Source organism: Streptomyces fradiae ATCC 10745 = DSM 40063 (assembly GCF_008704425.1).
GTDB lineage: Bacteria > Actinomycetota > Actinomycetes > Streptomycetales > Streptomycetaceae > Streptomyces > Streptomyces fradiae.
This window is the reverse complement of the sequence record NZ_CP023696.1, coordinates 3,030,084-3,051,030: the sequence shown is the minus strand read 5'-3', so window position 1 is coordinate 3,051,030 and position 20,947 is coordinate 3,030,084. Positions and strand designations below refer to the sequence as shown.

21 protein-coding genes and 1 tRNA gene are annotated in these 20,947 nt (G+C 75.7%); 8 read left to right on the top strand and 14 right to left on the bottom strand.

From position 1 onward, the window contains the following. Positions 1-338 precede the first annotated feature (338 nt). On the top strand, positions 339-974 hold the full coding sequence (locus CP974_RS13455) for a helix-turn-helix domain-containing protein (protein WP_079140529.1): 636 nt from the start codon (positions 339-341) through the stop codon (positions 972-974). Positions 975-1,044: 70 nt separating this feature from the next. Here the strand turns inward: CP974_RS13455 and CP974_RS13450 are convergent, their stop codons facing one another. From CP974_RS13450 to CP974_RS13440, 3 genes are all read right to left on the bottom strand, one after another. Further along, a complete protein-coding gene (locus CP974_RS13450) occupies positions 1,045-1,785 on the bottom strand; it encodes a nucleotidyltransferase family protein (protein WP_031130895.1) in 741 nt (246 codons plus the stop codon). Between the two features lie 195 nt (positions 1,786-1,980). Continuing rightward, positions 1,981-2,409, bottom strand: coding sequence for a hypothetical protein (locus CP974_RS13445; protein ID WP_031130893.1), 429 nt, complete (start codon positions 2,407-2,409; stop codon positions 1,981-1,983). A gap of 221 nt (positions 2,410-2,630) precedes the next feature. Next, entirely contained in the window at positions 2,631-3,764 is a 1,134-nt protein-coding gene (locus CP974_RS13440; protein WP_031130891.1) for an ABC transporter ATP-binding protein, read from the bottom strand. 183 nt (positions 3,765-3,947) lie between these two features. Between CP974_RS13440 and CP974_RS13435 the strand changes: the two genes are divergently transcribed. Both CP974_RS13435 and CP974_RS13430 read left to right on the top strand, forming a co-directional pair. Beyond that, a tRNA-Thr gene (locus tag CP974_RS13435) sits at positions 3,948-4,021 on the top strand. A 197-nt stretch (positions 4,022-4,218) separates the two neighbouring features. Further along, complete coding sequence (locus tag CP974_RS13430; RefSeq protein ID WP_031130889.1) at positions 4,219-4,692, top strand: GNAT family N-acetyltransferase; 474 nt, start codon at positions 4,219-4,221, stop codon at positions 4,690-4,692. A 17-nt stretch (positions 4,693-4,709) separates the two neighbouring features. Here the strand turns inward: CP974_RS13430 and CP974_RS13425 are convergent, their stop codons facing one another. The 4 genes from CP974_RS13425 to CP974_RS13410 form a co-directional block, all read right to left on the bottom strand. Further along, positions 4,710-5,708 (bottom strand): zinc-binding dehydrogenase, encoded by a 999-nt coding sequence (locus CP974_RS13425; RefSeq protein ID WP_031130887.1) that lies wholly within the window; start codon positions 5,706-5,708, stop codon positions 4,710-4,712. A gap of 119 nt (positions 5,709-5,827) precedes the next feature. Continuing rightward, on the bottom strand, positions 5,828-6,328 hold the full coding sequence (locus CP974_RS13420) for a hypothetical protein (protein WP_031130885.1): 501 nt from the start codon (positions 6,326-6,328) through the stop codon (positions 5,828-5,830). A 138-nt stretch (positions 6,329-6,466) separates the two neighbouring features. Next, positions 6,467-7,081: a response regulator gene (locus CP974_RS13415; protein WP_031130883.1), complete on the bottom strand. Its 615-nt coding sequence runs from the start codon at positions 7,079-7,081 to the stop codon at positions 6,467-6,469. Positions 7,082-7,163: 82 nt separating this feature from the next. Next, on the bottom strand, positions 7,164-8,324 hold the full coding sequence (locus CP974_RS13410) for a sensor histidine kinase (protein WP_051839322.1): 1,161 nt from the start codon (positions 8,322-8,324) through the stop codon (positions 7,164-7,166). 437 nt (positions 8,325-8,761) lie between these two features. On the opposite strand from CP974_RS13410, the gene CP974_RS13405 reads away from it, so the two are divergent. Together CP974_RS13405 and CP974_RS13400 are read left to right on the top strand one after the other, a co-directional pair. Beyond that, positions 8,762-9,340, top strand: a complete 579-nt coding sequence (locus CP974_RS13405; RefSeq protein ID WP_031128854.1) for a GlcG/HbpS family heme-binding protein — start codon at positions 8,762-8,764, stop codon at positions 9,338-9,340. A 69-nt stretch (positions 9,341-9,409) separates the two neighbouring features. Further along, positions 9,410-10,801 carry a M1 family metallopeptidase gene (locus CP974_RS13400; protein ID WP_037936621.1) on the top strand — a complete coding sequence of 464 codons (1,392 nt, stop codon included), beginning with the start codon at positions 9,410-9,412 and terminating at the stop codon, positions 10,799-10,801. A gap of 18 nt (positions 10,802-10,819) precedes the next feature. Here the strand turns inward: CP974_RS13400 and CP974_RS13395 are convergent, their stop codons facing one another. Both CP974_RS13395 and CP974_RS13390 read right to left on the bottom strand, forming a co-directional pair. Beyond that, the gene (locus CP974_RS13395; RefSeq protein ID WP_031128852.1) at positions 10,820-11,332 is read right to left on the bottom strand and encodes a GNAT family N-acetyltransferase; all 513 of its coding nucleotides are present in this window, start codon (positions 11,330-11,332) and stop codon (positions 10,820-10,822) included. Between the two features lie 193 nt (positions 11,333-11,525). Next, positions 11,526-12,101 carry a TerD family protein gene (locus tag CP974_RS13390; RefSeq protein ID WP_031128851.1) on the bottom strand — a complete coding sequence of 192 codons (576 nt, stop codon included), beginning with the start codon at positions 12,099-12,101 and terminating at the stop codon, positions 11,526-11,528. A 147-nt stretch (positions 12,102-12,248) separates the two neighbouring features. Here CP974_RS13390 and arfB point away from each other — a divergent pair, with 147 nt between their 5' ends. Then, a complete protein-coding gene (gene arfB / locus CP974_RS13385) occupies positions 12,249-12,686 on the top strand; it encodes an alternative ribosome rescue aminoacyl-tRNA hydrolase ArfB (RefSeq protein WP_031128850.1) in 438 nt (145 codons plus the stop codon). A 73-nt stretch (positions 12,687-12,759) separates the two neighbouring features. On the opposite strand, the gene CP974_RS13380 is transcribed toward arfB, so the two are convergent. After that, a complete protein-coding gene (locus CP974_RS13380) occupies positions 12,760-13,308 on the bottom strand; it encodes a flavin reductase family protein (protein WP_223844369.1) in 549 nt (182 codons plus the stop codon). A gap of 270 nt (positions 13,309-13,578) precedes the next feature. On the opposite strand from CP974_RS13380, the gene cdgB reads away from it, so the two are divergent. Together cdgB and CP974_RS13370 are read left to right on the top strand one after the other, a co-directional pair. Next, on the top strand, positions 13,579-15,378 hold the full coding sequence (gene cdgB / locus CP974_RS13375) for a diguanylate cyclase CdgB (protein WP_031128848.1): 1,800 nt from the start codon (positions 13,579-13,581) through the stop codon (positions 15,376-15,378). Between the two features lie 65 nt (positions 15,379-15,443). Further along, a complete protein-coding gene (locus CP974_RS13370) occupies positions 15,444-16,412 on the top strand; it encodes a carbohydrate-binding protein (RefSeq protein WP_031128847.1) in 969 nt (322 codons plus the stop codon). A gap of 110 nt (positions 16,413-16,522) precedes the next feature. On the opposite strand, the gene CP974_RS13365 is transcribed toward CP974_RS13370, so the two are convergent. The 4 genes from CP974_RS13365 to CP974_RS13350 all read right to left on the bottom strand — a co-directional run bounded on the left by CP974_RS13365 (position 16,523) and on the right by CP974_RS13350 (position 20,901). Continuing rightward, positions 16,523-17,386, bottom strand: coding sequence for a class II fructose-bisphosphate aldolase (locus tag CP974_RS13365; protein WP_031128846.1), 864 nt, complete (start codon positions 17,384-17,386; stop codon positions 16,523-16,525). A 350-nt stretch (positions 17,387-17,736) separates the two neighbouring features. Next, positions 17,737-18,663, bottom strand: coding sequence for a 1-phosphofructokinase family hexose kinase (locus CP974_RS13360; protein ID WP_031128845.1), 927 nt, complete (start codon positions 18,661-18,663; stop codon positions 17,737-17,739). 139 nt (positions 18,664-18,802) lie between these two features. After that, positions 18,803-19,963: an N-acetylglucosamine-6-phosphate deacetylase gene (gene nagA / locus CP974_RS13355; protein ID WP_031128844.1), complete on the bottom strand. Its 1,161-nt coding sequence runs from the start codon at positions 19,961-19,963 to the stop codon at positions 18,803-18,805. After that, the gene (locus CP974_RS13350) at positions 19,963-20,901 is read right to left on the bottom strand and encodes an ROK family protein (protein WP_031128843.1); all 939 of its coding nucleotides are present in this window, start codon (positions 20,899-20,901) and stop codon (positions 19,963-19,965) included. The genes nagA and CP974_RS13350 overlap by 1 nt, the downstream gene beginning before the upstream one ends. Between the last annotated feature and the right edge of the window lie 46 nt (positions 20,902-20,947).

The window sequence follows — 20,947 nt, the reverse complement described above, 5'->3', positions numbered from 1 at the left end:
GCCCGTGCCCGTACCGGCGTCCGTGCCGTGCCGTGTCCGTGTCCGTGTCCGTGCCGTGCCCGTTTCCCGGAAGCGGCAACAGCGGTTGCCGGTGTGGCAAGGGGCGGGATGCAATGACCGGCATGCGGCAGCACGACACGGCGGGGCACGAGGCGGCGGGGCACGACAGGGTGAAGCGCGACGGCACGGCGGAGCGCGCCTGCAGGGCGGCACACGGCGCGGCGGCGCAGGGCAGGGCGGTGCGGGACACCGCGGTGCGGGACACGGCGGTGCGCACCGCCCGGTACGCGCCCGCGAGCGCCCCCTCGACGGCCCCTGCCGGGCCCGGCCCCGGGGGGCTGGAGCAGGCGCTCGCCTCGGTCGGCCCCCGGCTGCGCGAGCTGCGGCGGCGGCGCGGCGTCACCCTCGCGGCGCTGTCCGACGCCACCGGCATCTCCCGCAGCACCCTGTCCCGCCTGGAGACCGGCCGGCGCCGCCCCACGCTGGAACTGCTGCTGCCGCTCTCCCAGACCTACCAGGTACCGCTGGACGAGCTGGTCGGCGCCCCCGACGTCGGCGATCCGCGCGTACGGCTCAAGCCGCGCACCGTGCGCGGCTCGACGGTGGTGCCGCTCACCCGGCAGCCCGGCCCGCTCCAGACGTACAAGATGGTGATCCCGGTGTCCCGCACCACCCCGGACCCGCGCGTCCACGAGGGCCACGAGTGGCTGTACGTGCTCGCGGGGCGGCTGCGGCTGGTGCTCGGCGACCACGACGTGGTGCTGGGGGCGGGGGAGGCGGCCGAGTTCGACACGCGCGTCCCGCACTGGTTCGGCTCCACCGGGGACGGTCCGGTGGAGATCCTGTCCATCTTCGGCCGCCAGGGCGAGCGGATGCACGTCCGCGCCCGTACCCGCGGCGACGACGCGACCGCTCCCGGCGGGCGGGGCCGGTCCGCGCGCCCCCGGCGGGGGCGCCCGGCCGGCGGGGCCTGAGCGGGCCGGGCCCGGCGCGGCGGTCAGACCGCTGCGCGGTCCGGTCCGCACGGCGGCCGGGGCGCTGCCCTCAGGCCCGCGCGGGGGTGTCCTGGACCCGTCCGCGGGCGGCCAGCTCCCTGGCGGCCTCCGTCAGGTCCTTGGCGGTGTCGATGGCCCGCCAGTAGGCGCCCTGGGGCAGGGGGAAGCCGGCCAGCCGCCGCTCGCGGGCGAGGCCGGGGAAGGTGGTCCGCTCGTGGTCGCCGCGCTCGGGCAGCAGGTCGCGGAAGGCCGCGGAGAAGACGTACACGCCCGCGTTGATCAGGTAGGGCGACGGGGGCGCCTCGATGAAGTCGGTGATGTGGCCGAAGGCGTCGGTCTCGACGGCGCCCCACGGGATGCGGGGGCGGGCCAGGGCGAGCGTGGCGGTCGCGTCGCGCTCGGTGTGGAAGGCGGCCATCTCGCGCAGCGAGAACCGGGTCCAGATGTCGCCGTTGGTGGCGTACCAGGGTTCGTCGGGGTGCGGGAGCCGGGCCGCCGCGTGCTTCAGGCCGCCGCCGCGTCCGAGCGGCTCCTCCTCGACGACGGTGGTGACGTGCAGGGGCAGGTCGGCGTCGTCGAGCCACCGCCGCAGCACGTCGGCGAGGTGGCCGCAGGAGACGACGGCGTGGGTCACGCCCTCGGCGGCGAGCCAGGCGAGCTGATGGCCGATGATCGGGGTCCCGGTGCCCGGGATCTCGACCATCGGCTTGGGGCGGTCGTCGGTGTAGGGGCGCAGTCGGGAGCCCTGGCCGCCCGCCAGGACCACGGCCTGCGTCGGAGTGGTGTGCATACGGGGCACGATAGGCGCACCCCGGCGGCCCCGGGGGCGGTTCGCCGCCCGGCCTCGGCCTCGGCCTCGGTCTCGGCCGCGGCTCCGGGTCCGGCCCTGCGTGGGGCCCCGGCCCTGCGGGGGCCCCGGCCCGGCATCGGGTCCGGCCGTGGCTCCCGCTTCCGATCCGGAAGCAGGACCGGCCGTGGCCCCGGCTCAGCTCGCGGCGGCGACGCCACCGGCGAACGACGTGTCGCAGACGGGCCGGGAGAAGGACTGCGCCCGGGTCGGGCCGTAGACGCGGACGGCGGCGGCGCCGAGGTCGCGGGCGATCGACATGCAGTGCGGGGCGAGGGACGGGCTGTCCTCGACGGCGCGCTGGAGGTGCGTCAGGGCGACGCCCGGGTCCGTGCGCTCCATCTCGCCGACGAGGCGGTCGAGGAGCAGGTCCTGGGGGGCGCGCCGCTGCTCGGTGCGGGCGGCGGCCGGTGCCGCGACGTTCTCCGCGGCGGCGGTGAGCAGCTGCGTCTCGGAGCGCTGTCCGGCCCACGGGACGCTGGAGACCGCGAGCGTGCCGGAGAGGACCAGGACGACGGGCAGGACGAGGGCGAGGGAACGGCCGATGCGGCGTGCTGTCTGGTTCACGGAGGCGAGCGTAGCGCTCGGTGAAGTTTCAGGGACGCTTAGTCACTCTCACGGGGGAGGTTTCGTTACCTTCGACCGGGTCCGTTGTTGACGAACGTCACCCGAAACGGGCAGGTGTGCCGGGGTTTCTCCGGCTTGAGGGGTTCGCGTGATCGCCAAACGCGGACGGCTCCGCGTGGAGTACGCGGAGCCGTCCGTTCCGTTCCGTGGGCGGTGGGGCCTCAGTCGCTGAGGCGGGCGCCGGTGGAGGTGGAGAAGACGTGCAGCTCGCCCGGGCGCGGGACGACGTGCAGCTCGGAGCCCTTCGCCGGGATGGAGCGGCCGCCGACGCGGACGACCAGGTCCTTCAGGTCGCCGCCGACGCGGGCGGAGCCGTACACGTAGCCGTCGGCGCCCAGCTCCTCGACGACGTTGACCTGGACGGCGAGGCCGGCCGGGGCGGAGGCGTCCTTGCTCAGGGCCTGCGCGGCGGCGCCGCCGTGCTCGACCACGTCGAAGTGCTCGGGGCGGATGCCGACCGTGACGGTGGTGTCGCCGTTGGCGGTGGCGGCGGTCAGCGCCTCGCGGGAGACGGGCACCACGCTGTTGCCGAACTTCACGCCGCCGTCGGTGATCGGCACCTCGACCAGGTTCATGGCGGGGGAGCCGATGAAGCCGGCGACGAAGAGGTTGGCCGGGCGGTCGTACATGTTGCGCGGGGTGTCGACCTGCTGGAGCAGGCCGTCCTTGAGGACGGCGACCCGGTCGCCCATGGTGAGCGCCTCGACCTGGTCGTGCGTGACGTACACGGTGGTGATGCCGAGGCGGCGCTGGAGGGAGGCGATCTGCGTACGGGTGGAGACGCGGAGCTTGGCGTCGAGGTTCGACAGCGGCTCGTCCATGAGGAAGACCTGCGGCTCGCGGACGATCGCGCGGCCCATGGCGACGCGCTGGCGCTGGCCGCCGGAGAGCGCCTTCGGCTTGCGGTCGAGGTACTCGGTGAGGTCGAGGATCTTCGCCGCCTCCTCGACCTTCTTGCGGATCTCCGCCTTGTTGACCCCGGCGATCTTGAGCGCGAAGCCCATGTTGTCGGCGACGGTCATGTGCGGGTAGAGCGCGTAGTTCTGGAACACCATGGCGATGTCCCGGTCCTTCGGCGGCAGGTGGGTGACGTCGCGGTCGCCGATGCGGATCGCGCCGCCGTTGACGTCCTCCAGGCCCGCGAGCATCCGCAGGGAGGTGGACTTGCCGCAGCCGGACGGGCCGACGAGGACGAGGAACTCGCCGTCCGCGATCTCGATCTCGAGCTGGTCGACGGCGGGCTTGGTGCCGCCCGGGTAGAGCCGCGTCGCCTTGTCGAACGTGACAGAAGCCATGGTGATGGGTCCCTTCACCGGCAGGAACGTGCCGGACGATCCGAGTAAAGGAGGGATGTGTGTCCAGTCCACCGAGGTGAACTTCCCGGTGACGCTACCTGGCCGGAAGGGATGTGTCAGCAGTCCGGGGCGATCGGAATTCTCACCTTCGCCGCCTTGGGGGTTGGTTACACTGACCGGGCTGCCGCCTTAGCTCAGTTGGCTAGAGCGCTTGACTTGTAATCTTGAGGTCGTCGGTTCGATTCCGACAGGCGGCTCCTGGAGGACCCCCGGCCACGCGGCCGGGGGTCCTTTTCCTTCCCCGCTCCGGCGGGACCCCCGCTCCGGCGGGACCCCCGCTCCGGCGGACGGGCACGGGGCGTCGCCGGAGCGGGGAAGCGCCGCCGGGAGGGTGCCCCGCGTCACCGGCGGGGGCCCGGTGGGGCGGGCGGTGGGCGAGTGGCAGGCTGGGGGCATGATTCGTAGCGCTGCCCCGGCCGACGTGCCGGTCATCCATGCCATGATCCGCGACCTCGCCGAGTACGAGAAGGCGCTGCACGAGGTGCGGGCCACCGAGGAGCACCTCCGCGAGGCGCTGTTCGGGGAGCGGCCCGCGGCGTACGCCCACATCGCCGAGGACGAGGCGGGCGAGGTCGTCGGCTTCGCGCTGTGGTTCCTGAACTTCTCCACCTGGCGCGGTGTGCACGGCATCTACCTGGAGGACCTGTACGTGCGCCCCGAGGCGCGCGGCGGCGGCCACGGGAAGGCGCTGCTGCGGGAGCTGGCGCGGATCTGCGTGGAGCGCGGGTACGAGCGGCTGGAGTGGTCGGTGCTGAACTGGAACACCCCGTCGATCAACTTCTACAAGGCCCTGGGCGCCCGCCCGCAGGACGAGTGGACCGTCTACCGGCTGACCGACGAGGCCCTGGCGGAGCTGGGCGCCCGGTAGCGGCGGGCCCGGGGCGGTCACGGGACCAGGACGACCTTGCCCGTCGTGCCGCGGGTCTCCAGGGCGCGGTGGGCCCGGGCCGCCTCCCGCAGCGGGAAGCGCTGGACGGCCGGGCGGAGGCGGCCGGCGGCGGCCTCCGCCAGGGCGCGGGTCTCCAGCACCCGTACGTCCCCGCCCGCCCGGTCGAGCATGGCCCGGCCGAGCACCTGCCGCGAGGTGATCCCCCGCGCGGCCTGCTCCTCCTCCGTGAGGACCAGCGGCCCGCCGTCCCGGACGCCCTGGCTGGACCAGCCGAAGACGATGTGCCGGCCGCCCTCGCCGAGCAGGCCGACCGCCTCGCGGCCGAGGTCGCCGCCCACGGAGTCGTACACGACCGCCGCCCGCCGCCCGCCGAGCCACGCGCGCGCCTCCCGCGCCCAGCCGGGGCGGGTGTAGTCGATCGCGGCGTCCGCGCCGTTGGCCAGCACGAGGGCGGTCTTGGCGGGGCCGCCCGCGAGGCCGAGGACGGTGGCCCCGGCGTTCTTCGCGTACTGCACGAGGAGGGTGCCGATGCCGCCCGCCGCCGCCGGGACGACGACCACGTCGCCTCGGCCCGGCTCGGCGAACCGGACGATCCCCATCGCCGTGCGGCCCGTGCCGATCATGGCGACGGCCGCCGCCTCGTCCAGACCGTCCGGGACCGGGTGGAGGCGGTCCGCGCCGGTGACGGCCAGCTCCGCGTAGCCGCCGGGGGCGGCGCCCAGGTGGGCGACGACGCGGCGGCCGAGCCAGGACGGGTCGGCGCCCTCGCCGAGCGCGTCCACCGTGCCGGCGACCTCGCGGCCGGGGACGGTCGGCAGGTCGGCGGGGCCGCCGAACGGGCCCGGCATGCCCTCGCGCAGTGCCGTGTCGAGGAGGTGGACCCCCGCGGCGGCGACCACGACGCGGACCTGGCCGGGGCCCGGCACGGGGTCCGGGACCTCCTCGTACGTCAGGTTCCCGGCGGGACCGAAGGCGTGCAGGCGGACGGCGTGCATGAGGGGCTCCTGTCTCGTGCGGCGGCGTGCACGAGGCAGCTTCCTTCCTCAAGCGCGGTCGAGGTCAAGGGAGTTCGAGAACCGGTGCGCGGGCCCGCGGGCGGGCGGTGCGCCGGCCGTCAGGGCATGCGCGGGAAGCGGGCCTGGAGGTCCCACACGGCGGGGTTGTCGGCGAGGCCCTCGTGCAGGTCGACCAGGTCGGCGATCAGGTCGTGCAGGAAGTCCCGCGCCTCCCGGCGCAGCACCGCGTGGCCGAAGGTGAGCGGCGGCTCGTCGCCGGGCATCCAGTCGGCCTCCACGTCCACCCACCCGAAGCGGCGCTCGAACAGCATCCGGTCGGTGGACTCGGTGAAGTCGATCTCGGCGTACTGGGGCCGCGCCGAGCGGCTGCCGAGGGGGTCGCGGTCGAGGCGCTCCACGGTGTCGCACAGCGCCCACGCGAAGTCCAGTACCGGCACCCACCCCCAGGCGGTGGCCACCTCCCGGTCGGTCTCGGTGTCCGCCAGGTACACGTCCCCGCAGAACAGGTCGTGGCGCAGGGCGTGCACGTCGGCCCGCCGGTAGTCGGTCTGCGGGGGGTCGGGGAAGCGACGCGAGAGGGAGTAGCCGATGTCGAGCACGTACGCGATGGTGTCACGTCCCCGGGGCGCCGCGTCCGGCGGTGGTGGACCGGCGGTGACGGGCCTGCCGGTGGTGGACCGGCCGGTGGTGGACCGGCGTTGGTGGACCGGCGGCCCGGGGCGGCGCGGGGGCGGGGGTCAGGTCAGGAGGCGCTGCTCCTTGGCGACCGCCACGGCGCCCGCGCGGGTGTCGACGCCGAGCTTCGTGTAGATGCGGCCCAGATGGGTCTTGACCGTCGCCTCGCTGATGAAGAGGGCGCGCGCGATCTCTCGGTTGCCGAGTCCGCGTGCGAGCTGGCCGAGGATGTCGCGCTCCCGGGCCGTCAGGGCGGGCCCGGCCACCCCGCGCACCCGGTCCATGACGCGGCCGGCGACCGGCGCGGACAGGGCCGTGCGCCCCTGGGCGGCGGCACGGATCGCGGCGAACAGCTCCTCCGGGCGCTCCGCCTTGAGGAGGTAGCCGGTGGCCCCCGCGTCGATGGCGCGGGTGACGTCGGCGTCCGTGTCGTACGTGGTGAGGACGAGGACCCGGACCTCAGGGGAGGCGATCCGGCGGGTGGCCTCCACGCCGTCCATGCCGGGGCCCAGCTGGAGGTCCATCAGCACCACGTCGGGCCGCAGCCGCGCCGCGCGGGCGACCGCCTCCTCTCCGCTGCCCGCCTCGCCGGCCACCTCGATGCCCGGCTCGCTGCCCAGCAGGGCGAGCAGCCCGGCGCGCACCACGGCGTGGTCGTCGCAGAGGAGGACGCGGATCGGGCCGGCGGGCCCCGCCGGGCCTGCCGGGCCGGTGGGGCCCGTCGGGCCGGTGGGACCGGTCGGGCCGGTCGGGGTCTCTTCAGGTGTCACGGGGGGCCGCTCCCAAGGGGATCGATACGGACAGGACCGTGCCCTCGCCCGGCGCGGACTCCACGTTCAGGACGCCGCCCAGCGCCGCCGCGCGGGCGCGCATCGCGGGCAGACCGTGGCCGCGCACGCCCCCGCCGGGCTCCCGCGGGGCGTCCGGCGCGTCGAAGCCGCGGCCGTCGTCCGCCACGTCCAGCACCACCTGGTCGTCCAGCCGGGTCAGGGTCACTGCGGCGGTGGTGGCACCGGCGTGCTCCCGGACGTTCGCCAGGGCGCCCTGGGCGATCCGCAGCAGCGCCGACGCCACCCGTCCGGGCAGCGGACCGCCCTCGCCCTCGGCGTGGAACCGCACCCGGAGCGCGGCGCCCGTCTCGCGGGCGGCGAGGGCCCGCAGCGCGGTCGCCAGGTCGCCGCCGCTCGCGGCCAGGTCGGCGGGCGCCAGGTCGTGGACGAAGCGGCGGGCCTCGGCGAGGTTGTGCTCGGCGATGGACGCGGCGGCCCGCACATGGCGGCGCGCCGCCCCGGGGTCGGTGTCCCAGGTGCGGTCGGCGGCCTGGAGCAGCATCCGCTGGCTGGACAGGCCCTGGGCGAGGGTGTCGTGGATCTCCATGGACAGCCGCTGCCGCTCCGCGAGGGTGCCCTCGCGCCGCTCGGTCGCGGCCAGCTCGCGGCGGGTGCGCAGCAGGTCCCCGATGAGCGCCCGCTGCCGGCCGGCCTGCCGCTGGGCGTGCAGGAACACGGCCGTCGCGATGGCGGCCGCCGCGGGCGGGGCGATCAGCAGCATGGGGTCGACCCCTGCGTCCGCCAGCTTCTGCAGGGCGACCACCACGAACAGCGTCAGCAGGGCCACCAGCACCAGCGCGGCGCGTGGCGGCAGCAGCCGCAGCCCCGTGTACAGCAGGGGTACGGCGCACAGCGCGAAGCTCGGCGCCACGACCACCAGGACCAGCCACACCGCCACGACGGCGGCCAGCCACACCCGGCCGCGCCGCGCGGGGGGCTCCGCCGGGGACCCGGCGCCGGGGCCGAGGACGTACAGCGCGGCCAGGACCGCGGAGAGCGCGACGACCCAGCCGGCCGTGCCGTCCCAGGGGTGGCGCAGCAGGTACCGGGCCAGGGAGGCGGCGAGCAGCAGGAAGAACGCGACGTGCATGACCCGCGCCAGCAGGCGGGCGTCCGCGTCGCCGGCCGCCGCCCCGGCCCTTCCCCCGGCCGCCGTCCCGGCCCTTCCCCCGGCCGCCGTCCCGGCCCTTCCCCCGGCCGCCGTACCGGTACTCGCCCCGGCCGCCGCCCCGGCCCTCCCCCCGGCCGCCGTACCGGTACTCGCCCCGGCCGCCGCCCCGGCCCTCCCCCCGGCAGCCGCCCCCGCCGCCGCCCCGGCCGGGTGGGCCGGGGCGGCCCGACGCGGGCGCTCCGGTGTGTCCCTGTGCGTCACGCTCCCCATCCTCCGCCCGCGCGCGCCATGCGGCATCAACCGATCGGCTGACGCTCCCGTCGCCCCCTCCGGCGACGCGGGGCGGCGGGCCGCGGCGGGATCGTGGAGGTACCGCAGCGGCCGACCGGCCCTCCCCCCGAGACCCTGGAGCACCCATGGCAGCCCACCGCCAGCACACCCGCGGCACCCGCCTCCTGACCGGCGCCCTCGTCGCGGCCGCCCTCGGCGCCGGCACGTTCGGCGCCGTCTCCGCCACCGCCTCCGCGCCGGACGCCCCGCAGCGGGCCCGGACGGCCGCCCCGGCCTCCGCCGTCGCCGAGCGGGACACGCACCGGACCCGCCACCTCACCGCCGACGCCGCCGCGCGCGCCGCGCAGGCCGCCCTGAAGGCCGCCCGCGAGGACGGCCAGCGGGTCACGGTCGCCGTCGTGGACCGCAACGGCAACACCATCGCGGTCCTGCGCGGCGACGGCGCCGGCCCGCAGTCGTACCAGTCGGCCGAGCGCAAGGCGTACACCGCCGCCTCCTGGAACGCTCCGACCTCCGAGCTGGTCAAGCGCCTGGAGTCGACGCCGAACCTCAAGGACATCCCCGGCACCCTCTTCCTCGGCGGCGGCGTCCCGGTGGCCGCCGACGGCACGCCCGTCGCGGGCATCGGAGTGGCCGGCGCCCCGAGTGGCGCCCTGGACGAGAAGTACGCGCGGGCCGGCGCCGCCGTGCTCACCACCGACTGAACCGGCGGCGTACGGGTGTGAGGCGGGCGCCGGCCGGGCGGCGGCCGGGCGCCCGCTTAGGATCGCCGGGTGATCCATGGGACGAGGGCGCGGCGGCTGGTCCGCGCGGGGCTCGCCGCGCTGCTGCTGGTGCCGGCGGCCGGGTGCTCGGGTGGTGTCACGGGCACGCCGGGCGCCGCCGGGCTGCGCGACCCGTACTTCCCGCGCCTGGGCAACGGCGGCTACGACGTGCGCCACTACGCCCTGACCGTCGCCTACGACCCGGCCACCGGCCGCCTCGACGGCGCCGCCGAGATCACCGCCCGCGCCACCCAGGACCTGAGCGCCTTCCGTCTGGACCTGGCCGGGCTCACCGTCGAGGGGGCCACCGTCGACGGCGAACCGGCCTCCGTCCAGCGGGCCGGGAACGAGGTGACCCTCCGGCCCCGCGCCGACATCGAGGACGGGGCGGCCTTCCGCGCCGTCGTCCGCTACACCGGCTCCCCGCGCACGATCACCGATCCGGACGGCTCCGAGGAGGGGTGGCTGCGGACGGCGGACGGCGCCGTCGCCCTGGGCCAGCCGACCGGGTCCATGGCGTGGTTCCCCGGCAACCACCACCCGTCCGACAAGGCGACCTACACCGTCACCCTCACCGTCCCGGCCGGCTACCGGGCCGTCACCAACGGGCAGCCGGGCCGCGCGGTGACGCGGGACGGACGCACGACCACCACCTGGCGGACCACCGAGCCGATGGCGAGCTACCTGGCGACGGTCGCCGTCGGCCGGTTCGACGTCACCACGGCCCGCACCGCGGCCGGGGTGCCCGTCGTCACGGCGACCGACCGGACCGTCACCCGCCGGGCCGCCCCGCTGGCGGCGCGGGTGCCGGAGCTCCTGGACTGGCTGGCGGAGCGGTTCGGCCCGTACCCGTTCTCCTCCGCCGGGGTCGTCGTGGAGCGCGCGGGCGACGCGGCGTACGCCCTGGAGACGCAGACCCGGCCGGTCGTCCCCGAGGACCTGTTCACCCCCGGCATCCTCGTCCACGAACTGGCCCACCAGTGGTACGGCGACTCGGTCTCGCCCGCCACGTGGCGGGACATGTGGCTGAACGAGGGCTTCGCCCAGTACGCGGAGTGGCTGTACGCGGAGGACTTCGAGGGCACACCGGTGCGGGACAGCTTCGACGCGGCCTTCGCCGACGAGGACAACTGGGCGTTCCCGCCCGCCGAGCCGCCGACCGCCGCGGACATCTCGGGGCCGCCGGTGTACGGCCGGGGCGCGATGGTCCTCCACCAGGTCCGACGGGCCGTCGGCGACGTGGCGTTCTTCGCGCTGCTGCGCGGATGGGCGGCCGAGCACCGGCACGGCACCGCCTCGACGGACGACTTCACCGCGTACGTGGAGGAGGAGACGGGCCGGGACCTGACCGCGCTGTGGGACACGTGGCTGTACGGCGAGGGGAGGCCGGCCGCGCCCTGAGCCCCGCCCCCCGCCGGGTCACAGGGGCTTGCGGAGCACCACGCAGTCGCGGCCGAGCCTGAGGTCCCGGCGGCGGGCGACCTCCGCGTACCCGAGGGAGCGCCAGAAGGACAGGGCCTTGCGGTTGTTGTCCAGTACGGCGAGCTTCACGCCCGTCCGGCCCAGCGCCCGGAACCGCTTCTCGACGATCTCGGTCAGCTCCCGGCCGAAGCCCATGCGGTGGTCCCGGCCGTGCACCATCAGCAGCCCGATCCACGGGTCCGGGTCGTCCGGGTCCGGGTGGTGGGCCAGGGTCACGGCGATGCCGATCACCCGTCCGGCGGACCGGGCGACCAGCACCTCCGCGCCGGGCTGCGCCAGCTCGTCGGCGAGCGAGGCGGCGACCTGCTCGGGCCGGATGTCGTCGGGGTCCGGGAACTCCCCGCTGAGCTGCTGGAACTCCCGGTTGGACGCGTACAGCTCGGTGAGCTCGGTGAGGAGCGGGCCCGGCAGGGCGCCCTCCTCGCCGGGCTCCAGCGGTTCCACGATCATGCGGCCACAGTAGGCAACGACGGGCCCCGGAGCGGCGACCGCCACCGGGCCGGTCGGCGGGGGCCCGGCCGACGGGCCGGCCGGAAGCGCCCCCTGTCCGGCGCCCGGGGGGCCGGCGGCGGCCGGCGGGATCCCCGGGGCGCGGACACGGGCGCGGGCGGGCGCCGGGGCGTCCGCACGGCGGGGGCGTCGGTCAGACGTTCACACCGAAGTCGCGGGCGATGCCCTCCAGGCCGGAGGCGTAGCCCTGGCCGACCGCGCGGAACTTCCACTCGGCGCCGTGCCGGTACAGCTCGCCGAAGACCATGGCGGTCTCCGTCGCGGCGTCCTCGCTGAGGTCGTAGCGGGCGATCTCGGTGCCGCCGTTCTGGTTCACGATGCGGATGTACGCGTTGCGGACCTGGCCGAAGTTCTGCGAGCGGGCGACCGCGTCGTAGATGGAGACCGGGAAGACGATCTTGTCGACGTCGGCCGGGAGACCCGCCAGGTTGACGTTGATCTGCTCGTCGTCGCCGCCGCCCTCACCCGTGCGGTTGTCACCGGTGTGGACGATGGTGCCGTCCGGGGTCGACTTGTTGTTGAAGAAGACGAAGTGCGCGTCCGAGGCGACCTGGCCGGCCGCGTTGACGCCGATCGCCGACGCGTCGAGGTCGAAGTCCGTGCCCGTGGTGGTGCGGACGTCCCAGCCGAGGCCCACCGTGACGGCGGTGAGGCCCGGAGCCTCCTTGGTCAGCGAGACATTGCCGCCCTTGGACAGGCTTACAGCCATGGAAGTCCCTTCCTATACCGAGTGCTCTGGTGCCATGGGTGCCCCCGTGGCGTCACTGCTGATAACGCCCGGCGGCACGAGGTGGTTCCAGGCTCGCCCGCCGGGTGCGGGAAATGCGCGTGACGCGGCGGGCGGAGGTCGGGGAACATGGGGGACGTGTCCGGTCGCCATGTCATCAGAGGTTCGGTCTCCCTGCCGGAGTCCGAGCTGGTGTGGCGTTTCTCCAGGTCCTCCGGGCCGGGCGGACAGCACGTCAACACCAGCGACTCCCAGGTCGAGCTGCGCTTCGACCTCGCCCGTACGGAGGCCCTGCCGCCGGTCTGGAAGGAGCGCGCCCTGGAGCGGCTCGCCGGCCGGCTGGTGGGGGGCGTCCTCGTCGTACGGGCGTCGGAGCACCGGTCGCAGTGGCGCAACCGCGAGGCGGCGGCCGTCCGGCTCGCGGGCCTCCTGGCGGAGGCCACGGCGCCCCCGCCGCGCCCCAGGCGGCCCACGAGGATCCCGCGCGGGATCAACGAGCGGCGGCTGCGGGAGAAGAAGCAGCGCTCCGAGACCAAGCGCGGGCGCTCGCCCCGCGACTGGACGTAGCCCCGGCGGGACCCGACCCGGCCCGTCCCGGCCGACCGGTTCCGGCCGACCGGTTCCGGCCGGTTCCGGCCGGTCACCCGAGGTGCCGGTACCGCCCGCGGAAGTACGTCAGCGGCGCGCCCTCCGCGTTCGGGAAGGCGGCCGCCAGCACCCGGGCGACGACCAGCGTGTGGTCGCCCGCCTCCACCCGCTGCTCCGTCCGGCACTCCAGTGTGGCCAGCGCCCCGGCGACCAGCGGCGCCCCGGTCAGCGCCCCGCGCGTGTGGGGGAGGTCGGCGAACAGCAGCCGGTCGCTGATCCGGTTCCTCATCGCGAAGCGCGCCGCGACCTGCCGCTGGTCCTCGGCCAGGAGCGACACCCCCCACAGCGGCTGCTCCGCCAGCAGGTCGTCCATCCGGGAGCCGTTGCGCAGGCTGACCAGGACCAGCGGCGGGTCCAGCGACACCGACACGAAGGCCGTCGCCGTCATGCCGACGTCCTCGTCGAGCGGCGGCTCGACCGCCGTCACCAGGACGACACCGGCCGCCAGCCGGGACATCGCCGCACGGAACTCCTCGCTGCCCACCCCTTCAGCATGAGGCAGGTCGGAGTCTGACACCGGGGTCCGAGTTGTTGGCAGCACATCCGGAACGCTAACCTCGCCCGCCACCCGGCCGCATCGGACGGGAGGACCAGCAGGACGCGTACGGGACCTAGGTCCCCGGATCGATTCGCTACCGGAATCACCACGGCCTGGTTGTCGTATTTGTGACTTGAGTCACAGAGGGCAGTATTTGTTGACCCTGTGTACCGGGGGCACAGCTCCCTGTGATTCAGTGGCCGGTGACACCGCACGAGGACGCCGCTGACACATCTGGAGTTGTTGCTGTCGAGGTCTCGGGGAGAGCGAGCAATGGAGACCGAGTCGGAGCCGTACGTCCGTCTTGCGACCCTGCGGCAGCTGCACCAGGTCGTCGCCAACCTCAACACGGCCCGCAGCCTGGCCGACACGCTGCAGACCGTCGCCGACGGCGTCCTCACCGGCCTCGGCTACCAGCTGTCCTGCGTCAACCTCGTCCGCGCGGACGGCGACCTCGTCGTCGCCGCCTTCGCCGGGGACCCCGCCGCGGAGGCCCTGATCACCGGCCGTGTCGGCTCCCGCGCCTCCTGGGACCGGCGCCTCCGCATGGGCGAGGCCTGGGGCGACCTGCGGTTCATACCGCACACCGAGGGCTGGGTCCTCGTCGACGACGACGTGCCCCAGTGGCACACGGACGGCCCGGAGCCCCGCTTCGAGGACGAGTGGCACCCCCTCGACCGGCTCTACGCCCCCATGTACACCTCGGGCGGCCAGCGCGAACTGCTCGGCGTCATCTCCGTCGACCGGCCCCGCAACGGCCGCCGCCCCGGCGCCTGGGGCCGCGAGGCGCTCCAGATGTACGCCTCCCAGGCGGCCATCGCCATCAGCAACGCCCGGCTGCGCTCCAACATGCAGCGGGCCCTCGTCCGGCTGGAGCGGGAGCAGCAGGCGCTCCGGGCCAGCGAGGAGTCGTTCCGCCAGGCGTTCGAGTACGCCCCGTCCGGGATGGCCATCGCGGAGATGGGCGGCGACCAGCACGGGCGGCTGCTCCGGGCCAACGACGCCCTGTGCCGGCTGCTCGGGCGGCCCGCCGCCGTGATGCGGCGGTACTCCTTCGCCGACCTGGTCCACCCCGAGGACGTGGGCACGCTGCTGCGGACCTCGCCCGAGGGCGGACGCGCCGAGCTGCGCCTCGCCCGCAGGGACGGCACGTACATCTGGGTGTCCCTGCGGAACTCCGTGGTCGCCGACACCGCCGACGGGCCCCGCTTCCTGCTCACCCACATCGAGGACATCGAGGAGCGCAAGCGGCACGAGCTCCAGCTCGCCCACCGGGCCTCCCACGACGCCCTGACCGGCCTGCCCAACAGCGCCGAGCTGCGCGCCCGGCTGAGCGCGCGGCTCTGCTCCCGGCCCGACGGGCGCGTCCGGGCCACCGCCGCCGACGCGGCCGGCCTCGCCCCGGCGTACGGGAACGGCGCCGCGTACGAGAGCGGCGCACCGTACGAGAGCGGTGCCGCGTACGAGGACGGCGCGGCGTACGGGGGCGCCTACGAGGGTGCGTACGAGAGGACGTACGAGGGCGCGTACGGTCCCGGAGCGACCGGTGCGTACGAGTACGAGCACGCCTACCGGGCGGACGGCTTCGACTTCGGCCCCTCCGGCGGCGCGGGGGCGGGGGCGTACGACGGGCATGTGCACGCCGTCGCGCCGGTCGGGGAGATCGACGACGGGACGAAGGGCCTCGCGGTCCTCTTCTGCGACCTCGACGGTTTCAAATCGATCAACGACCGGTTCGGCCACCACACCGGCGACGCCGTCCTCATCGAGGTGGCCCGGCGGCTCACCGCCGGGGTGCGCGACGGGGACACGGTCGCCCGGCTCGGCGGTGACGAGTTCGTCGTCCTCGCCGACGGCCTGGGCGCCGCCGACGCCGCCGACCTGGCCGTTCGTCTCCGCAACGGCATCATCCCGCCGATCCGCGTGGACGGCCGGGCGGTGCGGGTGGGCGCCAGTTTCGGCATCGGCTGGGCGGAGTGCGGAATGTCCGTCGAAGAGGTGCTGAACTCCGCCGACCAGCGGATGTACATGGAGAAGCGCTCCCGCGCCAAGGTGCAGCGCCGGGCGGGGTAACCCGTTCGGGGTAGGCTCGCCCGGGTCGGTGACGGCTGGCGAGCACGGATGAGGAGTGACCAGGGATGGCTGCCGGGAACCACGGCAACGGCGCGGGCACGCCCGAGGACGACGACCCGTTCGGCTACCTCTACGCGGACGGCCAGGACTCCGGCGCCCAGCGGGGCGGCGGCCAGGGCGGGTACGGCTACCCCGGCCCGGCGGGCGCCGCCCAGCCCGGGCGCCCCCGTACCTCGTACAACCAGGTCAGGGCGGTCGGTGAGCGGCCGCGCCCGCAGGCCCCGCCGCCGCAGCAGCCGTACGGGCAGCCCCACCCCCAGTACGCCGCGCCCGAGACGTATCCGGGCGGCGCGCCCACCCGCCCGGTCCCTCCCCAGGGCGGCGGCCGGGGCGGCCGGAGCGGCGGGCCCAACACCAGGGGCCTGCTGATCGGCGCGGTCGCGGTGGTCCTGGTCGTGGTCGGCGGCATCACGGCGGCCGTGATCAGCAACAAGTCCGACGAGGAGAAGAAGGCCGAGCCCGCCCCCAGCGCGCCGGCCGACCCCGCGGACCCCTCCGGCGACCCGTCCCCGTCGCCCTCCCCGTCCTCCGGCGAGGACGCCACCGCGATGCCCAAGCGGGACGCCGCCACCCTCCAGCTCACCCCGCCGGCCGTGCTGGGCACGGACGTGCAGGGCGCCAAGGGCGCGGGCGGCGCGTACGTGATGTTCAACGGGCTCGGCGGCGCGGCGAGCTGGAAGGTCGACGTGCCGGAGGCAGGCAAGTACACGCTGTTCCTCACCTACAGCGTGCCGGGCAAGGACGCGGAGACGTCCCTGACCGTCAACGACGGCAAGCCGCGCCGGCTCAACATGTCGAACTTCGCGCGCGCCCCCGAGGGCGACTGGGGCAAGGGCTGGACCGAGACGTACGCCTGGCTCGACCTGAAGAAGGGCGAGAACACCCTCAAGATGTCCTGCGAGCCGGGCAACACGTGCGACGCCTACCTCGACCAGGTGTGGCTCAAGCCGGGCGAGCTCCGCCGCGACAGCTGACGGCTCGGCCGGGCCCCGCCCTTGTGCCGCTTGCCGCTTCGGCGGGCTGTGCCCCGGCGGCCGCGGGCGGCCCGGCGGTCCCGCGCCCGGTTACGTGTCCGGTCCCGTGGTCACGCGCTCCCGCCGCCCGCCACCACCGTCAGGAACCGCGCGGCCGTGGCCGTCATCGCCTCGCGTGCCTCCGCCAGGTAGCGGCGGGGGTCCACGGTGCGGGGGTGCGCCGCCAGGTGGGCCCGCAGGGCCCCGGTGTAGGCGGTGTTCAGGGCCGTGCCCACATTGATCTTGGTCATCCCCCCCCGGACCGCCGCCCGCAGGTCCTCGTCCGGGACGCCCGACGAGCCGTGGAGCACCAGCGGCACCGGCAGGGCCGCGCGCAGGGCGGCGATCAGGGCGTGGTCCAGCGCGGCCGTGCGCTCCGTCATGGCGTGGGCCGAGCCGACCGCCACGGCCAGCGCGTCCACGCCGGTCTCCGCCACGTACGCCGCCGCCTCCGCCGGATCGGTGCGGGCGCCCGGCGCGTGGGCGTCGAGCGGCGGCTCGCCGTCCTTGCCGCCGACCCGCCCCAGCTCGGCCTCCACCCACATGCCGCGCGCGTGGCCCCAGCGGACGGCCTCCGCCGTGGCCTTCACGTTGTCGCCGTAGCCGAGCCGCGACGCGTCGACCATCACCGAGCCGAAGCCCGCCGCGTGGGCGGCGTGCACCAGCTCGGGGGTGACCACGTGGTCGAGGTGGAGGGCGAGCGGCGCGCGGGAGGCGCGGGCCACGGCCGTGGCGGCGGCGGCCACGGCGGACAGGTCGCCGCCGTGGAAGCGGACGGCGTTCTCGGAGATCTGGAGGACCGCGGCCAGGCCGGTGCGTTCGGCCGCGGCCGCGACCGCCTCGGCGTGCTCCAGAGTGATGACGTTGAACGCGACGACCGCGCGCCCCGCCTTCCGGGCCGGGCCGATCAGGTCGGCGGTGGTGACGAGGGGCATGCGCGCTTCCCTTCCACTGTGGTGACGCTCGGTCAGGCGGGTGGGGCGGGGCGGGGCTGTGCAGGGTGCCGGGTGCGAGGGGCCGGGGGCGTGATCGACGCCATGGTGCAGGTCGTGAGGCGTCGGGGCGTCGGGCGGCCGGGGTGTCAGGTGGCGGGGTGTCGGGCTGTCGGGTGGTCAGGTCCTGGTGCTGTCCGGTGGTGCGTCGGCCCGGTGGTGCGTTGGCCCGGTGGTGCGTTGGTCCGGTTGTCGGTCCGGGGGAGTGCCGGGACGGGCGCCGGGTCGGCGTTCGGGTCGTGAGCCGGGGAGACGGCCTGGCGCCGCGTCAGGGGACGCCGTACGTACGTGTGTCAGGCAGCGGTGGCTTCCTCCGTGACCGTCACCAGGTCCAGCAGCTCCCCGTACCGGGCCGCGTCGAACTCCCCGGCTGCCGGGGCGTACACGGTGGCCGTCGCCAGGGCCGCCGCACGGGCCAGCCGGCCGGGCCACGGCACGCCCTCGACCAGCGCGGACAGCAGCCCGGCGACCGCCGAGTCGCCCGCGCCGGTCGGGTTGCCCGCGACCGGGGCAGGCGGGGCGGCGGACCAGGTGCCGTCCGGGGTGACCGCGAGGAGCCCGTCCGGGCCGAGCGAGGCGACGACCGCGTGGGCGCCGCGCCGGCGGGCGTCGCGTGCGGCGCGCAGCGGCTCGCGGGAGCCGGTGAGGGCGGCCAGCTCGTCGGCGTTCGGCTTGACCAGGTCGGGGCGGGCGGCGATGCCCCGCCGCAGGGGCTCGCCGCTCGTGTCGAGCAGCGCGGGGACGCCGGCGCGGCGGGCGCGGCGCACCAGCTCCCCGTACGCGCCGACGTGGATGCCGCGCGGGAGGCTGCCGCACAGGGCGACCGCCTCGGCCCCGCCGAGCAGTTCCTCGTACGTGCCGACGAACGCCGCCCACTCGGCGGGGGTGACGACCGGGCCGGGCTCGCTGAACTGGGTGGCGTCGCCGGTCGCGGTGTCGACGACGGCGACGGTGCGGCGGGTGGCGTCCGAGGAGGGCACCAGGGCGTCCCGTACCGGCAGCGGGGCGAGCAGGTCGCGCAGGACGGCTCCGGTGGGGCCGCCCGCGAAGCCCGTGACGACGGCCTCGTGGCCGAGGGCGGCCAGGACGCGGGCCACGTTGACGCCCTTGCCGCCGGGGCGCTCGGCCACGTCGGTGACGCGGTGCGCGGTGTGCGGCGCGAGCGCGGGCACCGTGTAGGTGAGGTCGAGCGCGGTGTTGAGCGTGACCGTGAGGATCACCGGTTCCAACACCCCCGGAGTCGTGGACCGGCCTCGTCTCGGCGTCCGGCCCGGAGAATTTACGGTCCACGATCATGCCAAACGGAAGGCGGCCCGCCCAGTCCCCGGGTGGGCCGCCTTCCCGCGAGGCGGCGGGAGATCAACCCACTTGTGGCTCGATCACCCATTCGCCCCGGCGCATGACGCCCTTGAGCGTGAACTCCTCGTCCAGGACGACCAGATCGGCGTCCTTGCCCGGCTCGATGGAGCCGATCCGGTCGTACAGGCCGAGCAGCTTCGCCGGGTTGGCGGAGACGGCCTGGACGATCGACTCGACGGGCAGCCCGTCGACGATGGCGGCGCGCCGGAAGGCGGTGTCGAGGGTGAGGGTGGACCCGGCGATGGAGCCGCCCTCGACCAGCCGGGCCACCCCATCCCTGACCTCGACCTCCAGCGGGCCGAGGTGGTAGACCCCGTCCCCGAACCCGGCCGCGTCCATGGCGTCCGTGATGAACGCGACCCGCCCGGCACCGGCGTGGCGGAACGCCAGCTCCAGGGCGGCCGGGTGCAGGTGCGTGCCGTCGTTGATCAGCTCGACGGTGACCCGCTCGTCCTCCAGGAGGGCGGCGATCGGGCCGGGGGCGCGGTGCCCGAGCGCGGGCATCGCGTTGAACAGGTGCGTCGCGACGGTCGCGCCCGCCTCGATGGCCTCCACGGTCTGCTCGTACGTGGCGTCGGTGTGGCCGATGGCGGCGATGACGCCGTGCTCCGCGAGGAGGTGCACGGAGTCGACGCCGCCGGGCAGCTCGGTCGCGAGGGTCACCATGCGGGCCTGGCCGCGCGCCGCGTCGATCAGCTTGCGGACCTCGGCCGGGTCGGGGTCGCGCAGCAGGGCCTCGCTGTGGGCGCCCTTGCGGCAGGGGGAGATGAACGGGCCCTCGAAGTGGATGCCCGCGATGTCGCCCTGCTCGGCCAGCTCGGACAGCTCGCCCGCGCGGTGGGCGAGGAAGTCCATGTCGCCGGTGACGGTCGACGCGACGAGGGTCGTCGTGCCGTGCTCGCGGTGGGTGCGGATGCCCCGCAGGACCTCCTCCACGGTGCCGGAGGTGAAGGAGGCGCCGCCGCCGCCGTGGTTGTGGAGGTCGACGAAGCCGGGCACCAGCCAGTGGCCCGTGAGGTCCAGCGCGGGCGCGTCGGCGGGGAGTGCGGCCGCGTCGGCGATGCGGGCGCCCTCGACGGCGACCCGCCCGTCCTCGGCGACGCCGGTCGGCAGCACCACACGGGCCCCGGCGAGGACCTTGCGGTCGGCGTGAACGGCCATCAGGCGGATACCTCCAGGTCGGTGGCGAGCAGGTCCCAGGCGAGGAGTCCCGCGCCCAGGCAGCCGGCGGTGTCCCCGAGGGCCGCGGGCACGATGACGGGCGGGCGCTGGAACGTGATCCGCTCCGCGACCGCGGCCCGCAGCGGTGTGAACAAGGTTTCCCCCGCCTCGGCGAGACCGCCACCGATGATCAGGGTGCGGGGGTCCAGCAGGGTGAGCGCGGTGACCAGTCCGTCGGCGAGGGCGTCCACCGCGTCCCGCCAGACCCGCAGGGCCCGCGGGTCGCCCGATTCGACGGCCTTCGCGCAGTCGGCGGCGTCCGCGTCGGGGTCGCCGCCGGCCTCCGCCCAGGCGCGGGTCACGGCCGAGGCCGACGCCAGGGTCTCCAGGCAGCCGTACTGCCCGCAGCCGCAGGCGGGGCCGCCGGGGCGTACGACGATGTGGCCGATCTCGCCGGCGCAGCCGTGCGCGCCCGCCTCGATGGCGCCGTCGATGCCGATGGCGCCCGCGATGCCGGTGCCCAGCGGGACGAACAGGAACCGGTCGGCGCCCCGGCCCGCGCCGACGCGCCCCTCGGCGAGGCCGCCGGTGCGCACGTCGTGGCCGAGCGCCACAGGCAGGCCGCCGAGCCGCTCGCCCAGCAGGGCGCGCAGCGGGACGTCGCGCCAGCCGAGGTTCGCCGCGTAGACGGCTATGCCGCCGTCCGGGTCGACGATGCCGGGCACGGCGACCCCGGCGGCCTCGGCGCGCGTGCCGTACCGCTCCTCGCCGAGGGCGAGCAGGTCGGCGGCGAAGCCGAGGATGGACGCGACGACGGCGTCGGGGCCGCGTTCGCGGCCGGTCGCCCGCCGCGCCTCGTGCAGCAGTGCCCCGTCGGCTCCGACCAGGGCGGCCTTCATGCCGGTGCCGCCCACATCGAGGGCGATGACGTGTCTCACGCGGAACAGTGTCGCCCGACGGACGTGAAAGGTCTAGTCCACTTCA